This is a genomic window from Flavobacterium sp., assembly GCF_027484705.1.
Taxonomy (GTDB): domain Bacteria; phylum Bacteroidota; class Bacteroidia; order Flavobacteriales; family Flavobacteriaceae; genus Flavobacterium.
Map to the genome: position 1 here is coordinate 1 of NZ_JAIXSL010000003.1, position 22540 is coordinate 22540.

The following is a 22540-nucleotide window of genomic DNA, read 5'->3' on the forward strand; positions in this document are numbered from 1 at the left end:
TACTTTTATAAAACCATAAAAACACTGCCATGAAAAAATACTACTTCACCATAGCGTCAATCTTAGTTTTAGCCAGTGGGATAACTTCATGTTCTAACGAAGAAACCAAAACCCAAAACCAAGTAGCATCACGACCATCAGTGCCGATTTTGGATACTGAAGTACGAATAGGAAACCAAATCTGGATGACCAGAAACTTAAACGTGAGTCGTTACAGAAATGGCGATCCGATTCCTCAAGTAACAAGTATAATTCAATGGAAAAACTTAACTACCGGAGCATGGTGTTATTACAATAATGACCCTGCCAATGGAGCCAAATATGGCAGGCTTTACAATTGGTATGCCGTGAATGACCCACGAGGATTGGCACCCATTGGATGGCATGTTGCAAGTGATAGTGAATGGACAACCTTAACAGCCTTTTTAGGAGGAGAAGCTGTAGCCGGCGAGAAAATGAAAACCACCGAAGGATGGTCCGTTCCAAATCTTGCAACCAATAGTAGTGGTCTATCAAGCCTTCCCGCTGGTGGGCGTAACTTTGAAGGGATCTTTTATAATTTAGGTAATTATTGCGATTATTGGAGCACAACAAACGAAACAGATGCCAGTTCCGAATGGGCATGGATCCGGTTTTTGATCTTCAATAATACACAAGCATATAGAAGCGCTTCTCCAAAGAAAGGTGGATTGTCTGTCCGTTGCATCAAAGATTAAAAGTTACCCGGAGATTATCCGCGTGAGGGATAGAGCATTTGTCTGAGCTCTTTTTAGCGCTGTGCAACGGCGATAAAAAAGCGAGTGCGAAAGCCCGACGGTGCCCATCAACTTCATTAATAGCTTTAACGTCAATGCGCCGGCACGCCCAAACTAAAATATTAAATCCCAGTAACCGAAGTAGCTTTAGCAAATCCGACAGTTTCTCGATACCCTTGTGGCGAAATATCAGCGTTGGTTTTGAAAAACCTACTGAAGTAATGTTCGTCATCGTATCCCAATTCGTATGCAATTTCCTTTACGGCTTTGTTGGTCAGGTAGAGTTCGCGCTTGGCTTCGATGATGATGCGCTCTGAAATCAAATCGGTGAGGGTTTTGTTGAAATGCGCCTTAGAAATTTTTGCGAGTGCTTTAGCAGAAATATTGAGCAATTCGGCATAATGACTCGGCGCGTGTTTGGTTTTGAAATGGAGCTCAATCGCATCTTTGAGGTTTTGAAGCATGAAAGGTTCTTTGGTGTTTGTTACGTCGGTTGTAGCTTCCTGCAATTGCTCTTTTTTAAGTCTGGATGCGGTAATCAGGAATATTTTGAGATATGAAATCAATAACTCGTATTGGGCCAATCCGGCGTTTTGCATTTCGGTTTTCATTTGATCGATTACCATATTGAAAGTAGTTTCGGCACTTGCGTGAATCGCGGTGAATGGCGGCTGGTAGATGTTGTTGAACAAAACGCCATTGCAAGACACTTCCTGTTGGTGCATGTGGATGCAGTAGAAATCAGGGTGAAAGTGAATCGCAACACCTTCTATCGTTTCTTGCGTACAAATCATAAAAGGCTGATAAGGAGAAAAGGCCAACAACGAATTTTCTTCAAAAACATGCTCAGCAAAATCAGCTTTGACCTTTCCTTTTCCTTTCTTGACCCAAATCAGCGAGTAGTAATTGTTGCGTTGCAAATGGTCGTAATGGTTGTTGTCGGCAAAATGAAAAAGCTTAAAAGCCAAGTTTCCATTTTGTGGATTCGTAATGGTGAAAGCGTTCGAATGATTCATAGGATTCTGCCTTTTTCTTCAATTTTCATGTCGTTGATGCTCGCAAATCGTTTTTGCATGTAGCCGTTCGGATCGAATTCCCAGAGCTCGTTGCCATAACTGCGAAACCATTGTCCGGAATCATCCTGCCATTCGTATTGAAATTGCACCGCCATCCGGTTCTCGCGAAAACCCCACAATTCTTTTTTGAGTTTGTAATGGTGTTCTTTTTTCCATTTTCGGGTTAAGAATGCTTTGACGGCTTCACGGCCATTGATGAATTCAGTTCGGTTGCGCCATTCGGTGTCAATGGTGTAAGCCAGTGCGACTTTTTCAGGATCTTTCGTGTTCCATGCGTCTTCTGCAAGCTGTACTTTTTGCTTTGCGGTTTCCAACGTAAACGGAGGCAACGGCAATCTTTGATTTTCCATAATTTGGATATAAAAGTATAAAGGTAGTTATGAAAACTGACATAACTACCTTAGTTTTTTAGTTATAGCGCTGCGACTTGAGGAAAATCAATCTCAGTATTCGCTGTGTTGTTGAAGTAATTCGTCAGAATATTGAGCGCGACATGAGCGACGGTTTCGGCTATTTCGGCTTCTGAAAGCCCTGATGCTTTTGCGGCATTAACGTCTTGATCGTTTACTAAACCGCTTTTGTTGACCAACGTTTTAGCGAATTGAAGAATCGCATTGGTTTTGCTATCATGGGCATTTCCCAAACGTGCGGCGTGGATGCTTTCGCTGTCTATTTTTACCAATTTCTCCCCGATAAAACTATGGGCGGCCAAACAGTAATCGCAAGCGTTGTTTTGGGCGACGGTCAGGGCAATCAATTCGCCAGTTTTGCCTCCTAATATTCCGTGGCTTAAGGCGCCGCTTAAGTTAAGATAGCCTTCCAATACTGCTGGTGCGTTTCCCATGGTACGCATCATGTTCGGAACCGAACCCAATTTGCTTTCTACAGCGTTGAACAATTCTTTAGTTTTTCCTGTAGCGTCTGCTGGATTTAATGCTTTTAAACGTGTCATCTTTGAATGTTTTTAAGTGATGTCTTATTGACAAGGCAAAGATGCGACGCTTGTGTTTCCAATGAAATGGAGGATTTACGCTATGTGATGGACAATTTTCCCTAACCGTTTAGTTAATTGTTTTTTGAAGATCCTGAACCGTCGTCAAATGATAACCTGATTTCGCCTTTTCGAAGATTTGTCTCGCCCAGGTTTTTCCTTCAGGCGTTTTGACCATTTCTTTGTAAAGGGTCTGCAAGGAACCTGTTCGGCTCGTAGCAATCATAAATTGTTCTATCGCAGGATAAGCAGGTTTGTATTTTTGGCGGATTGCGATCACAAACCATTGGCGCTTGATGACGAAGTTGCCACCTTGGGTGAAGTGGAATTCCTTATCGATTTCGTCCATTTCTTTTTCCGTAATCTCTTTTGGTAAATAATCAATGAAATGTTGTTTCTCATTCGTCGATTTGATTTTCTGGCTCAACCCTTTGATGCCGGTTTGTCTCCAGGTTTTCTGAATGTCATCAATCGCATTGAAATCTTCCGAAACCGGTACGATAATATTCGATGGAATTTTCGGAGTGTAAACCCATTCGTCCAATTTGATTTTTTCCGCGAGCGTTTTGTCACCTTTAATTAGGTTTTCCTTGAAATACTCCACGAAGTCTTCGGTAGTGATTGATTGAAAAGCATGGCTATTGAAGTATGCTTTGAGGAACGCATCAAACTTATCGCGACCTACGGCATATTCTACGGTTTGTAAAAAAGCATAGCCTTTTTCATAAGGAATGTCGCTAAGCCCTTCGTCAGGATTCCGGTCTTTGGTGTCTACTTTCAACTTGGTGTCGGGATTGCTATCTCCATATTCAGTCATATTATCAGCCAATAATTTCCGGCTTAAAACGTCCTGCATTTTCGCTTCTTTCAAACCAAAAACGGCTTCGCCAATTCTATGTTCTACATAAGTGGTAAATCCTTCATTGAGCCAAATGTCATCCCAGGTGGCGTTCGTAACAAGGTTTCCACTCCAGCTGTGTCCAAGTTCATGGGCCAACAAACTGGTTAATGATTTGTCGCCAGCCAATACGCCTGGAGTGAGGAAAGTCAGGTTAGGATTTTCCATACCGCCATACGGAAAACTCGGCGGCAATACCAAAACATCATATCTTCCCCAACGGTAAGGACCGAAAAGTTTTTCCGCTGCGTTCACCATTTTTCCGAGTTCGCTGAATTCGAAAGCGGCTTTATCTAAAACAGATTGCTCAGCATAAACTCCGGTGCGGTTGTCTATTGATTTGAATCCGATATCGCCCACAGCAATCGCCATCAAATACGAAGGAATCGCTTTGTCTTGTTTGAAAGTGTATATTCCGGTATCGTTTTTCTGTTGCGGATTGACCGCGCTCATCACCGCCATCAAGTCTTTAGGAACCGTAACTTTAGCGTTATAAGTGAAGCGAATGCCCGGAGAATCCTGACACGGAATCCAGGTTCTGGACCAAATGCTTTCGCCTTGGGAGAATAGAAAGGGTTGCTTCTTGTCGGCGGTTTGTTGCGGATTTAACCATTGTAAAGCCACGGCATCTTTGGTGGTGCTGTAATAAATATTGACTTTGGTCGTGTTGGCGTCGATCGTAATTTGTAATGGTTTTCCGTGAAATTTCACTTCTTCGCCAAGTTTGAATTTTGTTTCTTTTTCATCATCGCCTAAAGTCACTTTGGAGATGTTGAGCGTATTTTCGTCGAAGATGATTTCATTTCCTTTGCTGATGTTGTCAATCGTCCACGAAGCTTTTCCGGAAATGGTCTGCGTGTCAAAATCAATCTTGATGTCAAGATCAAGGTGTTTTGCAACGGCTTCCTGAGGTTTTGAAAACGAATGTTCGTCTTTGACGGTTGTAGTTTTTTCGACGGTTGCGGTTTCTTTTTTCTGGCAGCTTATCGCCATGAACAAAACTAAAAGGAAGAAGGTGTTTTTCATTTCTGTGGTTCGTTTAACAAGGTAAATTAAAACAAAATTATTTTATGAATGACGGCTTGAAGTTGAATTAACAAAAAAAATCCCGTCCTGATAGTTTCAAAACGGGATTGTTATTTTAAGATTTGAAATTTACGCCAACATCGTTACCGGATTTTCCAGATATTGTCTTAATGTTTGCAGGAATTGCGCGCCTGTAGCACCATCAACGGTTCTGTGATCGCAGGCTAAAGTCACTTTCATCGTGTTGCCTACAACAATCTGTCCGTTTCTTACGACTGGTTTTTCAACAATCGCACCTACAGATAGAATCGCTGAATTCGGTTGGTTGATGATTGAAGTGAATTCCGTGATGCCGAACATTCCAAGATTGGAAACCGTAAAAGTACTGCCTTCCATTTCGTTAGGTTGTAATTTTTTTGTTTTGGCTCTTCCGGCTACATCTTTGACGTTGTTTCCGATTTGAGTCAAACTCATTTGGTCCGCGAATCGCAACACTGGAACAACCAATCCGTCTTCAACCGCTACAGCGACGCCAATATTGACGTGGTGGTTGATGATGATCGCTTCTTCTTTCCATTGCGAATTGACTTTCGGGTGTTTTTTCAACGCCATCGCGCACGCTTTAATCACCATATCGTTGAACGAAACTTTGGTGTCGGGAATGTTGTTGATTGTTGCTCTTGATTTCATTGCCTCGTCCATTGCCACTTCAATGGTTAAGTAGAAATGCGGTGCGGTGAATATGGATTCCGACAAACGTTTCGCAATGATTTTACGCATTTGCGAATTTTTGATTTCTTCTGTATCAGTTTCGCCAGCCGGAACAAAAGGCCTTACCGCCGGAGCAGTTGCTTCTTGTGTCGGAGCCGATGAAGTTTGCGGAGCACTTGCAGTTGCAGGCGTGAAGTTTTCGATGTCGCTTTTCACGATGCGTCCGTTTTCGCCCGAGCCTTTCACTTGCGCGATATTGATGCCTTTCTCTTCAGCAATTTTCTTAGCCAAAGGAGAAATAAAAATTCTTCTTCCATCAGAAACCACTTGAATCGGTTCTTCTGATTTTTCTGTAACAGCTTCCGGTTTCGCTTCTGAAGTTTTTGAGGCTTCAGTTGCCGGAGCAGCGCCGCCTTTTTTATAGTTTTCAGCAATGCCAGTGATGTCTGTTCCTGCAGGTCCGATGATGGCTAAAACGCTATCAACAGGGGCAGTTTCTCCTTCTTTGACGCCAATCGATAATAAGGTTCCGGCTTGGAATGATTCAAATTCCATCGTGGCTTTGTCGGTTTCGATTTCCGCTAAGATATCGCCTTCTGCTACTGTATCACCGACTTTTTTGAGCCAAGTGGCTACAGTTCCGTCCGTCATCGTATCGCTCAAACGAGGCATTGTTACTACGACAACACCTTTAGGCAAACCTACAGCCGGAGCAGGAGCGGCCTCAGTTTTTTTATCTTCAGTTGGCGCTTCTGTTTTTGCTTCTTCTGTTTTTGTTTCAGCAACAGGAGCAGTTTCTGCTTTGTTGGTTGATTTCCCTAAGTGAAGTAAAGGTGTGATGTCTTCTCCTTCGCTTCCGATAATGGCCAAAAGAGAATCCACAGGAGCCGATTCGCCTTCCTGAATTCCGATATGCAATAAGGTTCCGGAATTGAAAGATTCGAATTCCATCGTGGCTTTGTCGGTTTCGATTTCTGCCAAAATATCGCCTTCGTTTATTTTGTCGCCCACTTTCTTAAGCCATTTCGCTACAACGCCTTCGGTCATAGTATCACTCAAGCGCGGCATCGTGATAATTTTTGCCATAATGATTATAGTTTGTGGGGAATAAATGGATAGTTTTCTTGTTCGTAAACCACATCGTACAATTGCTGTACTTCTGGGAATGCCGATTCTTCAGCGAAAGTGGCGCATTCCTCAACGAGATTTTTTACGCGTTCGTCAATGGCTTCGATTTCCGCATCGGTGGCATATTTCTGGTCTTTGATCACATCAAGAACTTGCGTAATCGGATCGATTTTTCTGTATTCATCAACTTCTTCCTTAGAACGATACAATTGTGCATCAGACATCGAGTGACCTCTGTAACGATACGTTTTCATTTCCAGGAATGTTGGTCCGTCACCGCGTCTTGCTCTGTCAATCGCTTCATGCATCGCTTCGGCAACTTTCACGGGATTCATTCCGTCAACGGGTCCGCAAGGCATTTCATAACCCAAACCTAGTTTCCAGATATCGGTGTGATTTGCGGTCCTTTCTACAGAAGTTCCCATCGCATAACCGTTGTTTTCTACGATGAATACTACCGGAAGTTTCCATAACATCGCCATGTTGAATGCTTCGTGAAGCGAACCCTGACGCGCTGCACCATCCCCGAAATAGGTCAAAGTAACGCCATCGCGGCCAAAGTATTTATCAGCAAACGCGATTCCGGCGCCTACTGGGATTTGCGCCCCAACGATTCCGTGACCGCCGTAAAATCCTTTTTCTTTAGAGAAGATGTGCATCGATCCGCCCATTCCTTTGGAAGTTCCGGTTACCTTTCCTAAAAGTTCCGCCATGACGGCTTTAGGGTCAACGCCCATTCCAATCGGCTGAACGTGGTTTCGGTAAGCGGTAATCATTTTGTCTTTAGACAGGTCCATAGCATGCAAAGCGCCTGCTAATACGGCTTCCTGTCCGTTGTATAAGTGAAGAAATCCTCTGACTTTCTGTTGGATGTAAAGTGCGGCTAATTTGTCTTCAAATTTTCTCCAAAGCAGCATGTCTTCATACCACTTCAAATAAACTTCTTTCGTAACTTCTTTCATCTGTTTTTGCTAACTTGAGTGTTGATGTATAATTGTTTTTTGAAAACGCAAAAGAGTAGCCTCACACAAATTTGCGAAAGGCAAAAGTAAAACATTCCCTGTAAGAAGTAAAATTTAAAAGCGTAATTTTTACGTTATCTACAAGAAGTTTTTGTCGAAGGTAAACGGTAATAAATTTTTGAGCGAATCCGATTTGTAGATGGCTCCGATTTCTCCCATAAAATAAATTTCGATAGGCTGGTCTTGCTTGAATTCATACTCGGCAATCGACTGTCGGCAAGCACCACAGGGCGGAATCGGGGATTGCGTTTGATTTGAGTCTGAAGCTGCGGTAATGGCCATTTTTACGATTCTGGCTTCGGGATAAACGGCGCCGGCCTGAAAAATAGCCACACGTTCCGCACACAAGCCCGAAGGATAAGCGGCATTTTCCTGATTGGAACCCAAAACTACCTTTCCGTTGTCTAAAAGTAGCGCCGCCCCAACCCTGAATTTAGAGTAAGGAGCATAAGCTTTCTTGCGAATCGCAACGGCTTGTTCCATTAGATTCTGGATCTCTTGCGGCAATTCCTGTAAAGTATCGAAGACGGAGAGTTGGGTGTTGATCGTAATGTTTTTCATAAGGTATCAGGGAAAAAAAATCCAAATTTCATAAAGTTGAAATTTGGATTCTTATTAATTATTATTGATTGACTAAAATTCATCATATTTATCTCCGAAGGCAAAACTAAGCGAGAAGCGTAAGGTATTTTCCAGCGGGTTCTTTTGTTTTGCTGCTGAAAACAAATAAGAGACATCGACTTTGATAATGTTGTATTTGAATCCTGCGCCTAAAGAGAAAAATCTTCTGGCTCCTTTATCGGGGCTTTCATTGAAATAACCCAAACGAAACGCAAACGAATCTTGATATAAATATTCTGCGCCGACCGAGTAAGTGAATTCTTTTAATTCTTCACTCATACCGCCAGGAGCGTCATTAAACGATTTAAAAATTCCCGAAACCCAGCCGATTTTGTCATATTCTTCGTTGGCTTGTCTTTGGGTTTTATCTCCTGGATCATTAAAATTGCCATTCCCATTCAAATCTACTGGATCAATAGGAGTTGGGACTAACAATTTATTGACTTCCACACCTACAGAAACTTTATTGTAATCGTCTAGGATGAAATCGAAGCCGGAACCCAATTTCATATTGGAAGGCAGAAAGTTTGATCCTTCGTCACCGGCCGCTTTATCGTAATTGATTTTCGGCCCTAGGTTCTGGAAATTGAATCCCCATCGCAATTTCCCGTTAAAGCTGTTGAAAGCCATTTCTTCGGATTGGTGAAAACCCGAAACATCAAAAGCAAACGAACTTGCAGGAGCGGCTGAACTGGTTCCTTCGGTAGGAATCCTTAAATTGGAACGGATGTAACGTGCGCCTACAGACATCGAAAAGTAGTCGCTAAGTTTTAGGGCGTAAGATAAGTCTAGTGCATATTCTGCAGGTTTTACTACCGTTGGTTGGTCTTCGGCGTTTTGTCTTAATTCGATTTCTCCCAAACTGAAATAACGAATGCTACCCGCAAAAGCGGCACGCTCGCTGTACTTGTTGAAATAAGTGACCTGTGATAGTGAAATATCATTAACCAATTCTACCAGATATGGCGTATATCCTACTGAAAACCCTTGTTTGTCTGACGAAAAAGCATATTTCGAAGGATTCCATTGCTGGGAAAAAACATCGGGTGAAGTAGCTACACCATTGTCAGCCATACCTGCCGCGCGGGCATCTCCGGCTACCAGAAGAAAAGGAACTCCTGTAGTAATGACTCGGGTTTGTGCTTTAGTAAATGGGACAATAAATATAAGGGCAATAACAGCAATAATCTTTTTCATTCTGATTTTTTAAAAGTTTACAAATATAGTATTTTATTAAAGTATAACAAGTTTCTCGTACTTTTCTGTTTTGGAATTGGTCAGCACTGATTTAACGGTGAGTTTGTATATATAAACCCCTTTCCCGATACGGTCGCCAAAATCATCTTTGCCGTCCCAGGTGATTTCCCTGCAGGTCGACTCAGCTGTAGTGACGGTTTGGTTTTTGGTCCAGACAATTTTTCCGGTAATCGTAAGCACTTGCACCTGAACTTCTAATGGCTCGAATGGTTTGTTGTGCGTAAACCAGAATTGGGTATAATTGACAAACGGGTTCGGGTAATTCAAAACATTGGTGATGGTAATTGATTCGTCGCCGACCACCACAAATTGGATTTCGGAAGTGACCAGATTATTATAGACATCCCAAGCTTTGAAAGTAATGGTATGCAATCCTTTGGCTAAATTTCTGAATGGAAATTTCACTTTGCCGCTTTTATAATTGTCCAGTGCCGTTTCGTAATAATCGTTTAGTTTGTATGGATTGCTTTCGTCTCCATCCAATATAGCTACGATATCATGACCGATGCCACTCGCGGTATTGATCCCGTTTTCGTCTTCAAGAAAAGCCAGAAACAAAGGCGACTGATTGGTGATACCGCCGTTGATAAAAGTTTGGTCATTCATGTATAACTTCACTTTTGGAGGGATATTATCCGCGGCAGCATTCAGATTGACACCTCCGATTTTGATGTTCGTATTAACGCCTGTTTTGTCAAAAAGCGTCTGGCCTCTTTTGGCATATAAACTAATTCTTCCGTTATCGAGCGGGATGGCGATATCTCTTGGAACTACAAAGCCAAATTCAAACTGTCCGTTGGTTACGGTGGCGTTGCCTCTGAAAATGGTTTCCCCCAAAACATTAAAATTGATCGGCGTGCTGTTGCCATCATTATTTAAGGTCGTACGGGTGATTTTTTTGTCGAATATCTGAACGGATAATTCTCCGTTGTAGGCAGGAAGCGGATTGTTGTTTTCGTCGGTTACATCGCCTGAAAGCTTAACGTAGGCTAGCGATTTGAAATCATCGATGGGCCCGGTTATAGGATTGTCATTCACTTTCGTGAGATTGATTCGCGGCTGCGGGATAGCCAATTTCAAAGCCGGATCTCCTAAATAGAACACCACATCGGTACGCGGATTGTACTCGTTTTTGGCCAGTCTCAAGGCTTCGGCTATCGAAACATATTCATTCGAACCATAGGAGAAAAGGTATTTTGCGAGCACGTCGTTAAAATCTTCTCCTGTACTTTGGTAAATTTCGCGAATCGTAGTGATCATTGAAATCGCACCGCCTTTCGGATTCCAATAAGTATATTCTCCTGCGGTGGGTCTGAACGGATTGTCGAATCTTGAAAATTCGCAAGTGATCGTAATGAACAACGGATATTTATAGCGGTTGCTTAGGTTTTGTCCGTCAGATTTTTCCCAGATGCGCTCCTGCGACAAACCATCCTCACCACCATGGCCGAGATAGTTGAACACCAAGGCTCCTTTTTCAAAATAATTGAATAAGTCTTTGCGCGCTTTTGGATAACGGGCGCCACCGGCTGTGGTTTCCTGCACGTAGGAATCCAGGAGTATTTTTTCGTAATTCAAAAAGGGTTTTTGGGCTACGATGGTCTCTGCCATACTGTTGATGTTGGATTGCAGGCTGCGGTCACTGGTGCGGTCGGCATCGTCGGCTACGACCACGATATTATTGCGCCAACTTCCGTAGGATTGGATGTCATAATAGTCAATCACCTTATTAACCAATTCGTCGGCCTGTGCGGTAGTATTGCCAATCATTCTGCCCACGGCAATATCGATAGTTCCGATACTACCAGGAGTGTCGAGGTCGCCTTCATTGTCATCCATCAAGCCGAAATAATCATCCGAAGCGAAAGAACTCGGATCGACCGAATAACTGTTTAATGCGTGAAAAATAGGGACAATATTCCCTGCGATTGAAATCCTGTTCTTGAAATCAAAAGAAGCATCGCCGAAAAGGTTGAGATATTTTACATGTTTATCAGGAGCAGAAGCATTGAAATAGACATATTTTACAAAATTCCTAATGGCGCCAATATCTTGTTTTCCTGAGCCAAACTCTTGATAGATCAGGTCGAGTGTTACCACTTTGACATTCAATTGGGAATTGTTCCTGTGGAAATTAGCCAGTTTTTCGGCTTGGTTTTTTAAAAATACCGGGCATACAATAAGATAATCGATGTCCTGAAACTGATTTTGCGCATTGAGAAAAATCGTGCCTTTAAGATTCTGGTTGGCCACTCTGGTTCTTGATTCTGTTGCAGGCGTATAATAATCTGCCGGATCCAGAGCGACATACTTCGCAACAGTTCCGAAATTGGTCTTGAACGAGAAAGTACTTTGATTGTTGTTTGTCACTTTGGTTACGTTATAAATATCGCTAACGTTCCAGACCTGTTTGATTGCTGAGGCATTGTTAATTTGAAATTCCCCAATTTGCGTGCTAGAAGCCGCCAGATCGTATTGGAAAGCAAACTGTTTTCCATAACCTATGAGATTTCTCTTCGATTTCAACCTGATGTAATCGAGGTATCCTTTTGAGTCAGGAACGCCGTTGTTGTTATACTTTATGTTGATGCTGATATTTTCAACGGCAGGAATGTCAGCGCTCAAGGTAGAAAAGTCTGCTTTTAAGGCCGCACTGACGGGAGTGAAGCTCATGTTTCCGATAGATACGCCATTGGCTTTTAAATCCATTGAAGTGCTGGTTGATGAAACAGCTGCAGCATATATGTAAGCTTTAATCGGAGTTGATGTGTTGATGTTGGGGATGTTAAAATCGAAATCCTGCTCGTCATCAAAATCAAACTGTTCTCCAAACCAACGCCTTCCGAGTCTGGCGATGTTCACTTTGTCTAATTCGTGGTATTGATAATCATCAAAAGTCGTTAGAACCACATCGCTTGCCGCTGAAGGTTGTGACATTTCCTGAATTCTCTTCCCGTCGTTGCCCTGAACATTTACATAATAATAGGACTTAGAATCGTAGAGGTTGTTGGTGGTCTCACTTTCCTTATTCCACTGGTCGACGCCTTCTGCGTAAAAAAGGACATAGTCAGAGCCGTCAAAAACACCGTCATCTTCGCCCACTACCTGTATTGCATTTTCAGCCAAATCTGCGGGATAATAAACGCTGTTTCTATGCGGAATCATGCGCCCACCGTTGCCATAAATCTTGATTTTTCTCGGATCGAGGCCGTCTACATTAACGCCTAATCCGCTGAGGAAACTTCTCGATAGGATGTATACACCTGATTTGACTACGTAAAACCTAAACCAATCACCAGTGTTTAAAACAGAATTGGAAAGCACGTTGAATTCATTGTTGCCTGAGGAAAGCCGGTTTTCATTGGATGTAAAGGAATACGAAAATGATTTTATTTTTTTGAAGCCATCGCCTTCCTTAATAATAGGAGATAAGGAGATGAAAGCAAACAAGGTTTCTACGGATTTTAAGTTTTTTGCCGTAATATTGGGTGTGCTCGGGGTTGATGCTGCGGACAAATCGCCCATTTCGGCACGTGAAATACTTTCGTAAACAATGTTGGAGATTTGTATCGAATTCTCGTTGATTTCTTGGGTTATGGGTATTTTAAAATTGAAAAATAGTTGTCTGTTGTAGTTGTCAAATTCAAAATTCGATGGGTTGAATTGAGGTAATGTGACTTTTTCCTCACCCATATTCACGGAAGTTTTTTCAGACCAATTGATAGTCATTTCGCCTTTCTGTTGTGCGAAAGTCAAGGCCGAAAACAAAAGCGTAATTAAGTAAACAATTTTTTTCATTGATGTAAGAAACGTATTTTAAAAGCAAATATTACAAAAAAGTAAAAATAAATCTTTTGGATAGCATCACGGCAATAAAAAAAATAAATTTGCGTTTCCGATTATAGACTCGTCATTAAGAGATGAAAATTTTTTAAAAAAGTGTTGCTATATAAAGGTTAATTCTTATATTGCGCCGAATTTATTACCTACTAAAAAGTATGAAAGTAAACAAAATTATGACTACCAAACTCTTACTATCTCTATTAATAGTGTTTAGTATTACTACTGGTTGTAGTAAAAAGTCAAGCTCGAAAAATTCATCAACGGCCACAGGTTGGAAGATTAATGATAAAAAAGGAGGCTTTCAGTATGCTTCCAATTTTAAAAAGCAAGAAACCGGACCTGGTTTAGTGATGGTGGAAGGCGGAACTTTTACAATGGGTAAAGTTCAGGATGATGTGATGCATGATTGGAACAATACGCCAAATCAGCAACACGTTCAGTCATTCTACATGGATGAGACGGAAGTAACCAACATGATGTATATGGAATACTTAGATTGGTTGAAACGCGTTTTTCCACCAGATCAGGAGAATTATAAAAACATTTACGAAGGAGCTTCTCCTGATACTTTGGTATGGAGAAACCGTTTGGGCTATAATGAGACCATGACCAACAACTATTTGAGACACCCGGCTTATGCGAGTTATCCTGTAGTTGGTGTTAACTGGATTCAAGCCGTGGAGTTCAGCAAATGGAGAACAGAACGTGTTAACGAAAACGTACTTGAGAGAGAAGGTTTCTTGAAAAAAGATGCTAAAGTTTTAGATGCTAAAGCGGATGCAACATTCAGTACTGAAACTTATTTAAATGCACCGACTAAAGCTTTTGGCGGAGATGAGAAAATTGTTTTGAAAGGAAGAAAAAATTCAAAAGCAAAACCTGCTAAAACAGGCGGGACCAAAGATCAGCCGGCAACGGAATCGGCGCAGAAAAATGTTTACGCTCAAAGATCTTCAGGATTGATTCTTCCGGAATACAGATTGCCAACTGAAGCAGAATGGGAATATGCCGCTGCTGCTGATGTAGGTCAAAGAGAGTACAACATCTATAAAGGTCAAAAGAAATATCCTTGGTCCGGAACATACACAAGATCAGGAAAAAGAAAAGTTAGAGGCGATCAATTGGCCAACTTTAAACAAGGAAAAGGAGATTACGGTGGTATTGCAGGATGGTCTGATGATGGTGCAGATATTACCAACGTTGTGAAATCTTACCCGCCAAACGATTTCGGATTGTATGATATGGCTGGAAACGTTGCCGAATGGGTTGCAGATGTTTACAGACCAATTGTTGATGATGAGGCTAGTGATTTCAACTACTTCAGAGGAAACGTTTACACTAAAAACAAAATTGGTGAAGACGGAAAAGCAGAATTAGTGACCACTGAGACACAAGTTTTCGATACTTTGTCTAATGGTAGAATTATGGCGCGTAACCTTCCAGGTCAATTGGCGCAAGTTCCTGTGGATGAAAAGGAAACTTACTTAAGACAAAATTTTGACAAAAGTGACGAAAGAAATTACAGAGATGGTGACAAACAATCTACACGTTATTTTGATTTCGGATCTGCTGAAGAAGAAGATGCTAAGAACAAGGAGAAACACAAGATGTATGATTCTCCAGTGCACAATGTTACCACGGATAGTTTGGGTAACATGATCAGAAAATATGATAAATCCAACAAGAGAACAACATTGGTTAATGACAATGTAAGGGTTTATAAAGGGGGTTCATGGAGAGACCGCGCTTATTGGCTGGATCCGGCTCAAAGAAGATACTTCCCACAAGATATGGCTACTGACTACATCGGATTCAGATGCGCCATGTCGAGAGTGGGTCCAAAAGCCGACAAAAAGAAAAGACCAAGAAATTAATTTCTTATGCGATAATTTAACAAAAGCCCTTTCATAGGGCTTTTGTTTTTTAAATTTCATTATGGATATTCAAGACCTTCATCAATTATTTCTGCAATGTCATTCCGTTTCGATTGATACCCGGAAAATACAGCCTCAATGTATGTTTGTGGCCATCAAAGGCGATCGTTTCGACGCCAACACTTTTGCTAAAGAAGCTATAGAGAAAGGTGCTCAGTATGTAATCATCGACAATTCGGATTACTATATAGACCAAAGGACAATATTGGTGGAGGACAGCTTGAAGGCGCTACAGCAATTGGCACGATTTCACAGGGTTTATTTAAAACTACCAATCATTGCACTTACAGGTAGTAATGGTAAGACGACTACAAAAGAATTAATCCAAGTCGTTCTCTCTCAAAAATTTAATACAAAAGCAACCATAGGCAATCTTAATAACCATATCGGTGTGCCCTTGACGTTGCTTTCCTTTAACAGTAAGACCGAAATCGGGATAGTAGAAATGGGCGCCAACCATCAAAAGGAAATTGAATTTTTATGCGATATCGCTCAGCCGGATTATGGTTACATCACCAATTTTGGCAAAGCGCATCTCGAGGGTTTTGGTGGTGTGGAAGGCGTCATTAAAGGGAAAAGTGAAATGTATACACATCTGTTGAATAGCCATAAAAAGGTTTTTGTCAATTTGGATGATGCGATTCAGGTTGAAAAAAGCCAAGGCATAGATGCTATTACTTTCGGCGTGAGAAATCCAAAGGCAGATACCAGTATCAGCGAGGTGCAAGCCAATCCTTTTGTGGAAATCGGTTTTTCAAATATTAGAGTCCATTCCCATTTGATTGGATTGTATAATGCTAATAATATCAATGCTGCGATTGCGATGGGACAATATTTCGGGGTTGATAACCATAACATCAAACAGGCTATAGAAAATTACATTCCTGAGAACAACCGTTCTCAATTGGTGAATCAAAATTCCAACGAAATTATACTCGATGCCTACAATGCCAATCCGAGTAGTATGGCGGTTGCCATTGCAAACTTTAGTCAACTCGTTAAGAAAAATAAAGTGGCGATTCTTGGCGATATGTTTGAGTTGGGAAGCGAAAGTATTGAGGAGCATAAAGCTATTGTCGATTTGCTTTTGAATGAAAATACGATTGATTGTCACTTTATAGGGAAAGACTTCTATCAAAATAAAGTCGATCATGAGCATTTCTACTTTTACGATTCCTTCGAATCCTTTGTTGCAGCTCTAAAGCAAAGTTCTTTTCACGAAAAAACAATCCTGATTAAAGGCTCACGCGGTATGGCCTTGGAACGGATTTTAGAGTTTATCTAAAGTAAATAATGTTATCCATAGATGATAAACCCTTTTTTAATGGAGTTTATTTTTCTGTTGGTGAGCTTGAATACACCATAACCTTCTCTGCTATTGTCATTGTTTGTGTTGCCTTCGATGGTAGTGATGTAGCCATTGCCGATACTCTCCACGATGCCGGTGTGGCCTTGACCTTTCCCAAAATCCATGATGAATATTGCCCCAGGTTTGATTTTTCCGGGGTTGGCTGTAGCTTCCGCAACAGGAATTTTAGTGCCCTTGGTACGGTTCCAGTGGTCTAACACACCAGCCGTTTTTATAGCCGGATTTGTCTCTCCGATTTCTTTCGCAGCCTTGTCAAAACACCAATACACAAAAGCAGCACACCACGGATAATTTCCGGCGCTCGGATTTAACCCAACTGATTTTAAGTAAGCATCCACTTCCGGACCTCTGTTGCTGTGTGGTGGTTTTTCAACAACTCCGATTTGCGAGTTTGCTATTTCTAAAACTTTTTTTAATAGTGTAGTTTGCGGAACCAAAACAACTGGTTTGGCTATTGAAAATAATATATCCCAGGTAACAGGGCCAATTCTGCCATCAGTAACCAATGGATTCCCCTTGTTGTCTGAATGTCTCGACTGAAACAACTTTACCGCCCGTAAAGTAATGTAGCCAAAATCACCATCTACTTCTATGGGGCCACATCCCTTGAAATTGAGTTGGTCTTGAATCGCTTTTACAATGTCCTTGTCGGCTTCCCCTCTTTCTATGATTCTTTTTGGATAGTTCATCATCTAAATATTTAGTATTTATAAATTATTTTGAAAACAATAAGCTCAGTATAAATGTATTAGATTCTGATGGTGTTGGCAATACCAATAAATACTAATTTAAGTTTTAAACTTTATAAGCGTAAATACTTATCTGCACAATCAAATTGAGTTTCAAAAATGGTTCAATACACCGGTTAACGGTTCGATTTAAACAAGATTATAATAGATTTATTGGATTTACCGCTTCATTTTAATCAATAAGAGCGGAATAGTATTACGTATTTCTACAGAACAAGTAATTTTTACCACTATTACGTAAGATTAATTTTAATAAATTTAGGAATGAACCGTCAGATTAAGTATTTTTACTTAACTAATGAAGTATAAATGCGTATTTTTTAATAACAGTAACCATGTTACATTTGAGTATAACTATAAAAAAATATACATTATGGCTTTAGATCAAAACACAGGTGGTGAAATTACACTCGCAGAAGCTCAGGAATATGTCAATGCCTTTAGAGCAAAATATCCGCAGGAAGTGAAAGCTTTTTTTATTGGTGCTGTTAATATTACAAAAATACTCAATCAGGAAAACTGTATTGGCATCAGAATTTACAACGGCTATAATGATAAAGAAAACCGAATGAATCAGATTATGGTGGGCGTAGATAAAGATGAGAAAGATATGACCAAAGGGGTTATTATGAATCGGATGGTCTCTTGCCCTTATAATTGTGATAATCAAAGTCCTTTAATGACTTAACAATAAATATGAATAGGTTATGTTTAAAGCGTTATTTTATTTTGCAACATTGCTAGGGGTTTTTCCAATAGTAATATTGAAAAGCAAAGCAAATAGTAATAAGCATCATCCTATTGCCCCTTTTTTGTGGTTGGTTTTGTTTGCTAGTTTTTATGAGCTGATAGGTTCAACTTGGCTTCAAATACCTACTACAATATGGTTTAAAACATATTTGTTGTTAGAGTTCTTTACTTTTGGATATTATTTTGACAATTTATTGAAGAAAAAATTTAAAAGGCTTTTTTTGGCTTTTTCGATAATCTTCGTTGTGTTGTTTTTGGCAATAATACTTTTTTGGTATGATATCAACAACCTAAGAACCGATGCTTATCTCTCCATAGTTGAAATTGTCATGGTTTACTTTTTTACAATCCTATGGTTAAGAAATATTTTTTCAAACCAGAATGAAGAAGATGCCGTTCAAACCTCAGATTTTTATTTTGTTACCGGTATTGTCATCTATTTATCAGGAACTTTTTTTCTGTCACTATTAGGAGATTTGATACTCATAAATAAAGAATTGAATTTAGAGCAATACTGGATTTTAAACATTGTTTGCAATATCATTATAAGGTCATTATTAATAGTAGGCGTTTGGAAAATACAACAGAAATAAAATTAATCTATTGGATTGGTACTTCAGTCATGTTGTGCATTGCGCTCGGAATTTTTTTTCTCGTGCTTTCCTACCGCAGCCATCTTTTTAAAATAAAGCAAAAAGAAGCGGACCTGTTGCTCAAAGCTTCGCTGGAAGGCGAACGTATGGAAAGAAACCGCATTGCTGCCGATCTTCACGACAGTGTTTCCGGAGATTTGAACGCCATTAAAAACTACCTGCTTATTATCGAAAAAACGAATTCACTCCAAGGGAATCAGGAAATTCTGGATGAAATCAAGAACAGCGTTACCGTCGCTCTTGAAAACACGAGGTTGATTTCATACAAGCTGATGCCGCCATTGCTGGAGAATCTCGGATTAATACCTACTATAGAAGATTATCTGGAGAAGTTAAGCAAAAACACCCAATTGTCATTTACTTTATCATGCATGAGTGATGACTTGGTTTTTTCAACAGCGGACGCCTACGAAATTTTTAGAATCATTCAGGAGTTTACCACGAACATGATCAAGTACGGAAGTATAAGCAATTGTAGGATCATTTTCAAAGCAAATGAGCTTGCGACATCGATCGAAATCATTGAAGATGGTACGGCATATGATTTTAATCGTTTGCTGAAAACCTCTACAGGAACCGGATTGAAGAACATCAATTCAAGAATTAAAAGTATTGAAGGAAGCATCGTACAGAAAGAAGCGGTTGTCGGAAATCATTTTCTAATCACCTTAAAAAAATAGTTATGCTGCGAATAGGAATTGTTGATGATCATAAACTTTTTAGGAAAAGTCTGGCGCTTTTGATAACTACATTTGATGGCGTGAGCGTAGTAATAGAGGCTAAAAATGGCAAAGAATTTATCGATACCTTAGAAGAAACACCTATCGATTTAGTATTGCTAGACATACAAATGCCCGAAATGGATGGTTACGAAACTTGCAAAGTGCTGCATGAGTTATATCCCAACATCAAAATACTGATCGTATCACAACTGACCACAAGAGAAAGTATCCATAAAATCATGGATTTGGGTGCGCACGGCTATTTCACCAAAAATTCAGATCCGGATCAGCTCGAATTTGCCATCAAAAGCCTTAATGATAAAGGGTTCTATTTCGGAATGGAACTCGGTGAAGTGTTGCGTGAAGCCATTTTATGGGAGAAAAAAACCACTAAAAAACCACTGGATTCTTCAGTGTCGCTGAGCAAACGCGAACTTGAAATTATAGTCATGGCTAGTAAAGAATTAAGCAGTGCCGAAATTGCCGACAAGCTTTGCATCAACATCCGAACGGTTGAAACCCATCGCAAACGCATTATGGAGAAAACCAAAGCAAAAAACTTTATCGGAGTAGTCTTATTCGCCTTAAAGCATCAATATATTGCTCTCGATGATTTATAGGTAACGTTCATTTTGTTAATGCGTATAATATTTCTAAAAAAGCTGTCTTAAGGGATGGCTTTTTTTATGAACCGAATTTTGCATTCCACCCTAAACAATGCTTAAAATTTGTATTTACCACTAATGAATTACGTATTTCCGGGTATTGCCCAATTGGGTGATATGAGTGAAATTTGAATGTAAATTCTGATAATTGATTTAGATTCGAAGGAATACGATTTAGTCAAAAGAATTTTACAAAGATTGTACAGCACAAAAATCATTAAAACGTAATCTATATGGCAACTATTTATCATGATGCACAAGACATCTACATGTTGAAATCTGAGTTGAATTCGCTCACCATTTCCGTGGAAAATGAAAATGAAAACGAAAACGAGCACAGCGGTTATTTTATATTTAATGATGCCAAATTGGTTGGGCCTAACAAACCCGGAGAAATATACAAAGGCGCCGATTGTGTCGACAACTGGATTACGGTCGTTGCTGTAATCAAAGACAGATTGGCAGAAACCAATTGGACCAGCCTGTCCATTTTTTTTAAAGAAGAAGGCGAACGATCCGTAACCTTTGGGCCTTATAGAAGGGAAGTTGAGCAACACCTCGATACCATTGTCTATACGATAAAAATCAAAATAAAAGAATAACTGAAGACCATGAAGATACCCCAGAATGTAAACGAAATACTAGCAAGATGAATGATAACAACAAGCCATTAACAATTATTGCCTGGGGATTTTCAATAGGTTTTGGGTTGATAGGATTGGGCTTTCTACTCAAATGGACACTACCGGCTTTAGGCGCCATGATAGGAATTGCCTCAGCTATAAGTTCTGGTGATATGGCGGCGAATAATTCAAATTCCTGGATACCTCTGGCCGCTGTTGGGTTAGCAGTGGCAGGAGGTTCTGGAGGCATCATGCTGCTGGCAAAGGTGGTCAAAGAAGCCGAAAAAAACCTCTATGAATGGACCTTACCCATTCTGGCCATCATTTCAGGACTTGTAATCGATACTTGCAAAGAACTCTATCAGGGAAACCAATCCGCTCAAAATGATCCTGTTGTAAGGTTGGGATATGCCGCCTCCGTTACAGGCCTTTTTTTGTTAGCGGGCATATTATGGAAACAGGAAAAAATAAAATTCAAATGGATTGATACCAAAATGATTTCCGCCTTTGTTTTTTTGATTCCTCCTTTTATGATTTATTTGAAATATTGTGAGCATGTCAGGAAAACATTGTGGAGCGGTTATCAGAATATTCCGTCACACATCTTGGGCGCGATTAGTATTCTCATGGTTTTCTCCTTACTGATTGGTTTTCTTTCCTGGGTGTTCAAGCACGACCATAAGGAAAGCAATATCAGATAAGACAAATCACTTCAAATTAAAAGATTATAGCCATTCCGTCAGTGAAATCCCTACGCCAACAGTAGTTTGCGAATGGTTGTAATCAATCAGCGTTTCCCCGTAACCTTGTGAAACCTGCAAATACGCTTTTAAGTTTCCTTTGATGGGATAAGACCATGAAAACGTCAGGTTGCCTTTGAGGTTGTTTCCGAAATTAAGGTTGTGGCTGCCCAAAAGCGAATACACTTGACCATTGTGGGTGTAAATCACATTGAAATCATAACGCCCAAGCTTATCCACAATATCAGGATTGTCATCCTCAGTATCTTTGAGTTTCAACCAAGGCCGCAGATAAATACTCCAGGAACCTTTTTCGAATCCTGCATGAAAAATGATGCGGTTCCAACTGCGTGAAAAAGGAAGACTTTTCCCATTCGACTGATGGTTGAAAGCGACGCCGGCCATGCGCGCATGAAATCCTAAAATCTTAAATTGAAGTGGGAAATTAAGGATCAGTTCTGGCTCATAATTGATTTCACGAAAAGGCCGCGACATGGAAGATTTATAAAGTTGCCAATCAGAAACCTGCGTATAAGCACCCCATAAATCGCCTTTCCCCCAGAAGATGCTTTGAAACAATTTCGTCTTAAAACTGATTTGAAATTTCGCTTCAATGTTGCTGTAATCACTGCCTTCAGGAACTATGTATTGCATTTCATCGTTGCCGGAATGCGGAGTTTCATTCGGACTGTTGGACCAACGCACAGGCAAAAGGTATATCGGTTTGTAGGGTGTAATCAAAAAAGTACCGCGGGTAGCCGTCGAGTCGAGTTCCCATCTTTGTGACATGCTTCTGGGTTTTTTGCTGTCGTGTTGCAGTGCGTCAATTTGTGAGAAAGTCGTGCATGTTGCCAAAAGCATAAGAATCACTAATATTTTTTTCATAAAAAGCGGAATGATAGGCTGTAATTTCACAATGTAGCGAATTTTGCGCACGAATATCCATTGTCCAAGCAATCCTGTAAATCTTTAATGGAATTTTATAAAACGCTATTCTTTAACTAATG

At 40.4% G+C, this 22540-nt stretch carries 20 protein-coding genes; 9 read left to right on the forward strand and 11 right to left on the reverse strand.

Annotation, left to right across the window (positions count from 1 at the left end; translation table 11 throughout):
• Window positions 1-29: 29 nt before the first annotated feature.
• On the forward strand, window positions 30-716 hold the full coding sequence (locus Q0058_RS00355; RefSeq protein ID WP_298220536.1) for a fibrobacter succinogenes major paralogous domain-containing protein: 687 nt from the start codon (window positions 30-32) through the stop codon (window positions 714-716).
• Between the two features lie 161 nt (window positions 717-877).
• Here Q0058_RS00355 and Q0058_RS00360 read toward each other — a convergent pair whose 3' ends face one another.
• The 9 genes from Q0058_RS00360 to porU all read right to left on the reverse strand — a co-directional run bounded on the left by Q0058_RS00360 (window position 878) and on the right by porU (window position 13283).
• On the reverse strand, window positions 878-1771 hold the full coding sequence (locus Q0058_RS00360) for a helix-turn-helix domain-containing protein (RefSeq protein ID WP_298220538.1): 894 nt from the start codon (window positions 1769-1771) through the stop codon (window positions 878-880).
• On the reverse strand, window positions 1768-2181 hold the full coding sequence (locus Q0058_RS00365) for a nuclear transport factor 2 family protein (protein ID WP_298220540.1): 414 nt from the start codon (window positions 2179-2181) through the stop codon (window positions 1768-1770). Before Q0058_RS00365 ends, Q0058_RS00360 begins: the two co-directional genes overlap by 4 nt.
• 62 nt (window positions 2182-2243) lie before the next feature.
• Window positions 2244-2783 carry a carboxymuconolactone decarboxylase family protein gene (locus Q0058_RS00370; protein ID WP_298220542.1) on the reverse strand — a complete coding sequence of 180 codons (540 nt, stop codon included), beginning with the start codon at window positions 2781-2783 and terminating at the stop codon, window positions 2244-2246.
• 109 nt (window positions 2784-2892) lie between these two features.
• Window positions 2893-4746: a hydrolase/aminopeptidase gene (locus Q0058_RS00375; RefSeq protein ID WP_298220544.1), complete on the reverse strand. Its 1854-nt coding sequence runs from the start codon at window positions 4744-4746 to the stop codon at window positions 2893-2895.
• Between the two features lie 129 nt (window positions 4747-4875).
• On the reverse strand, window positions 4876-6543 hold the full coding sequence (locus Q0058_RS00380; RefSeq protein ID WP_298220546.1) for a pyruvate dehydrogenase complex dihydrolipoamide acetyltransferase: 1668 nt from the start codon (window positions 6541-6543) through the stop codon (window positions 4876-4878).
• A 5-nt stretch (window positions 6544-6548) separates the two neighbouring features.
• Complete coding sequence (gene pdhA / locus Q0058_RS00385; RefSeq protein ID WP_298220548.1) at window positions 6549-7547, reverse strand: pyruvate dehydrogenase (acetyl-transferring) E1 component subunit alpha; 999 nt, start codon at window positions 7545-7547, stop codon at window positions 6549-6551.
• A gap of 138 nt (window positions 7548-7685) precedes the next feature.
• Window positions 7686-8168 carry a cytidine deaminase gene (gene cdd, locus Q0058_RS00390; RefSeq protein WP_298220550.1) on the reverse strand — a complete coding sequence of 161 codons (483 nt, stop codon included), beginning with the start codon at window positions 8166-8168 and terminating at the stop codon, window positions 7686-7688.
• A gap of 72 nt (window positions 8169-8240) precedes the next feature.
• Complete coding sequence (porV, locus tag Q0058_RS00395) at window positions 8241-9425, reverse strand: type IX secretion system outer membrane channel protein PorV (RefSeq protein WP_298220552.1); 1185 nt, start codon at window positions 9423-9425, stop codon at window positions 8241-8243.
• A 36-nt stretch (window positions 9426-9461) separates the two neighbouring features.
• Entirely contained in the window at window positions 9462-13283 is a 3822-nt protein-coding gene (gene porU, locus Q0058_RS00400) for a type IX secretion system sortase PorU (RefSeq protein WP_298220554.1), read from the reverse strand.
• Between the two features lie 200 nt (window positions 13284-13483).
• Here porU and gldJ point away from each other — a divergent pair, with 200 nt between their 5' ends.
• Together gldJ and murF are read left to right on the forward strand one after the other, a co-directional pair.
• Window positions 13484-15202, forward strand: coding sequence for a gliding motility lipoprotein GldJ (gene gldJ, locus Q0058_RS00405; RefSeq protein ID WP_298220556.1), 1719 nt, complete (start codon window positions 13484-13486; stop codon window positions 15200-15202).
• 61 nt (window positions 15203-15263) lie between these two features.
• Complete coding sequence (gene murF, locus Q0058_RS00410; RefSeq protein ID WP_298220558.1) at window positions 15264-16547, forward strand: UDP-N-acetylmuramoyl-tripeptide--D-alanyl-D-alanine ligase; 1284 nt, start codon at window positions 15264-15266, stop codon at window positions 16545-16547.
• 11 nt (window positions 16548-16558) lie between these two features.
• On the opposite strand, the gene Q0058_RS00415 is transcribed toward murF, so the two are convergent.
• On the reverse strand, window positions 16559-17323 hold the full coding sequence (locus Q0058_RS00415) for a CHAP domain-containing protein (protein ID WP_298220560.1): 765 nt from the start codon (window positions 17321-17323) through the stop codon (window positions 16559-16561).
• Between the two features lie 430 nt (window positions 17324-17753).
• Between Q0058_RS00415 and Q0058_RS00420 the strand changes: the two genes are divergently transcribed.
• From Q0058_RS00420 to Q0058_RS00445, 6 genes are all read left to right on the forward strand, one after another.
• Complete coding sequence (locus Q0058_RS00420; protein ID WP_298220562.1) at window positions 17754-18068, forward strand: hypothetical protein; 315 nt, start codon at window positions 17754-17756, stop codon at window positions 18066-18068.
• Window positions 18069-18087: 19 nt separating this feature from the next.
• Entirely contained in the window at window positions 18088-18723 is a 636-nt protein-coding gene (locus tag Q0058_RS00425; protein ID WP_298220564.1) for a hypothetical protein, read from the forward strand.
• Window positions 18702-19463 carry a histidine kinase gene (locus Q0058_RS00430; protein WP_298220566.1) on the forward strand — a complete coding sequence of 254 codons (762 nt, stop codon included), beginning with the start codon at window positions 18702-18704 and terminating at the stop codon, window positions 19461-19463. The genes Q0058_RS00425 and Q0058_RS00430 overlap by 22 nt, the downstream gene beginning before the upstream one ends.
• Before the next feature lie 2 nt (window positions 19464-19465).
• Window positions 19466-20125 carry a response regulator transcription factor gene (locus Q0058_RS00435; RefSeq protein ID WP_298220568.1) on the forward strand — a complete coding sequence of 220 codons (660 nt, stop codon included), beginning with the start codon at window positions 19466-19468 and terminating at the stop codon, window positions 20123-20125.
• 278 nt (window positions 20126-20403) lie between these two features.
• Window positions 20404-20772 (forward strand): hypothetical protein, encoded by a 369-nt coding sequence (locus Q0058_RS00440; protein ID WP_298220569.1) that lies wholly within the window; start codon window positions 20404-20406, stop codon window positions 20770-20772.
• Window positions 20773-20819: 47 nt separating this feature from the next.
• Window positions 20820-21494, forward strand: a complete 675-nt coding sequence (locus tag Q0058_RS00445) for a hypothetical protein (protein WP_298220571.1) — start codon at window positions 20820-20822, stop codon at window positions 21492-21494.
• 24 nt (window positions 21495-21518) lie between these two features.
• Here Q0058_RS00445 and Q0058_RS00450 read toward each other — a convergent pair whose 3' ends face one another.
• Window positions 21519-22418: a phospholipase A gene (locus Q0058_RS00450; protein ID WP_298220573.1), complete on the reverse strand. Its 900-nt coding sequence runs from the start codon at window positions 22416-22418 to the stop codon at window positions 21519-21521.
• Between the last annotated feature and the right edge of the window lie 122 nt (window positions 22419-22540).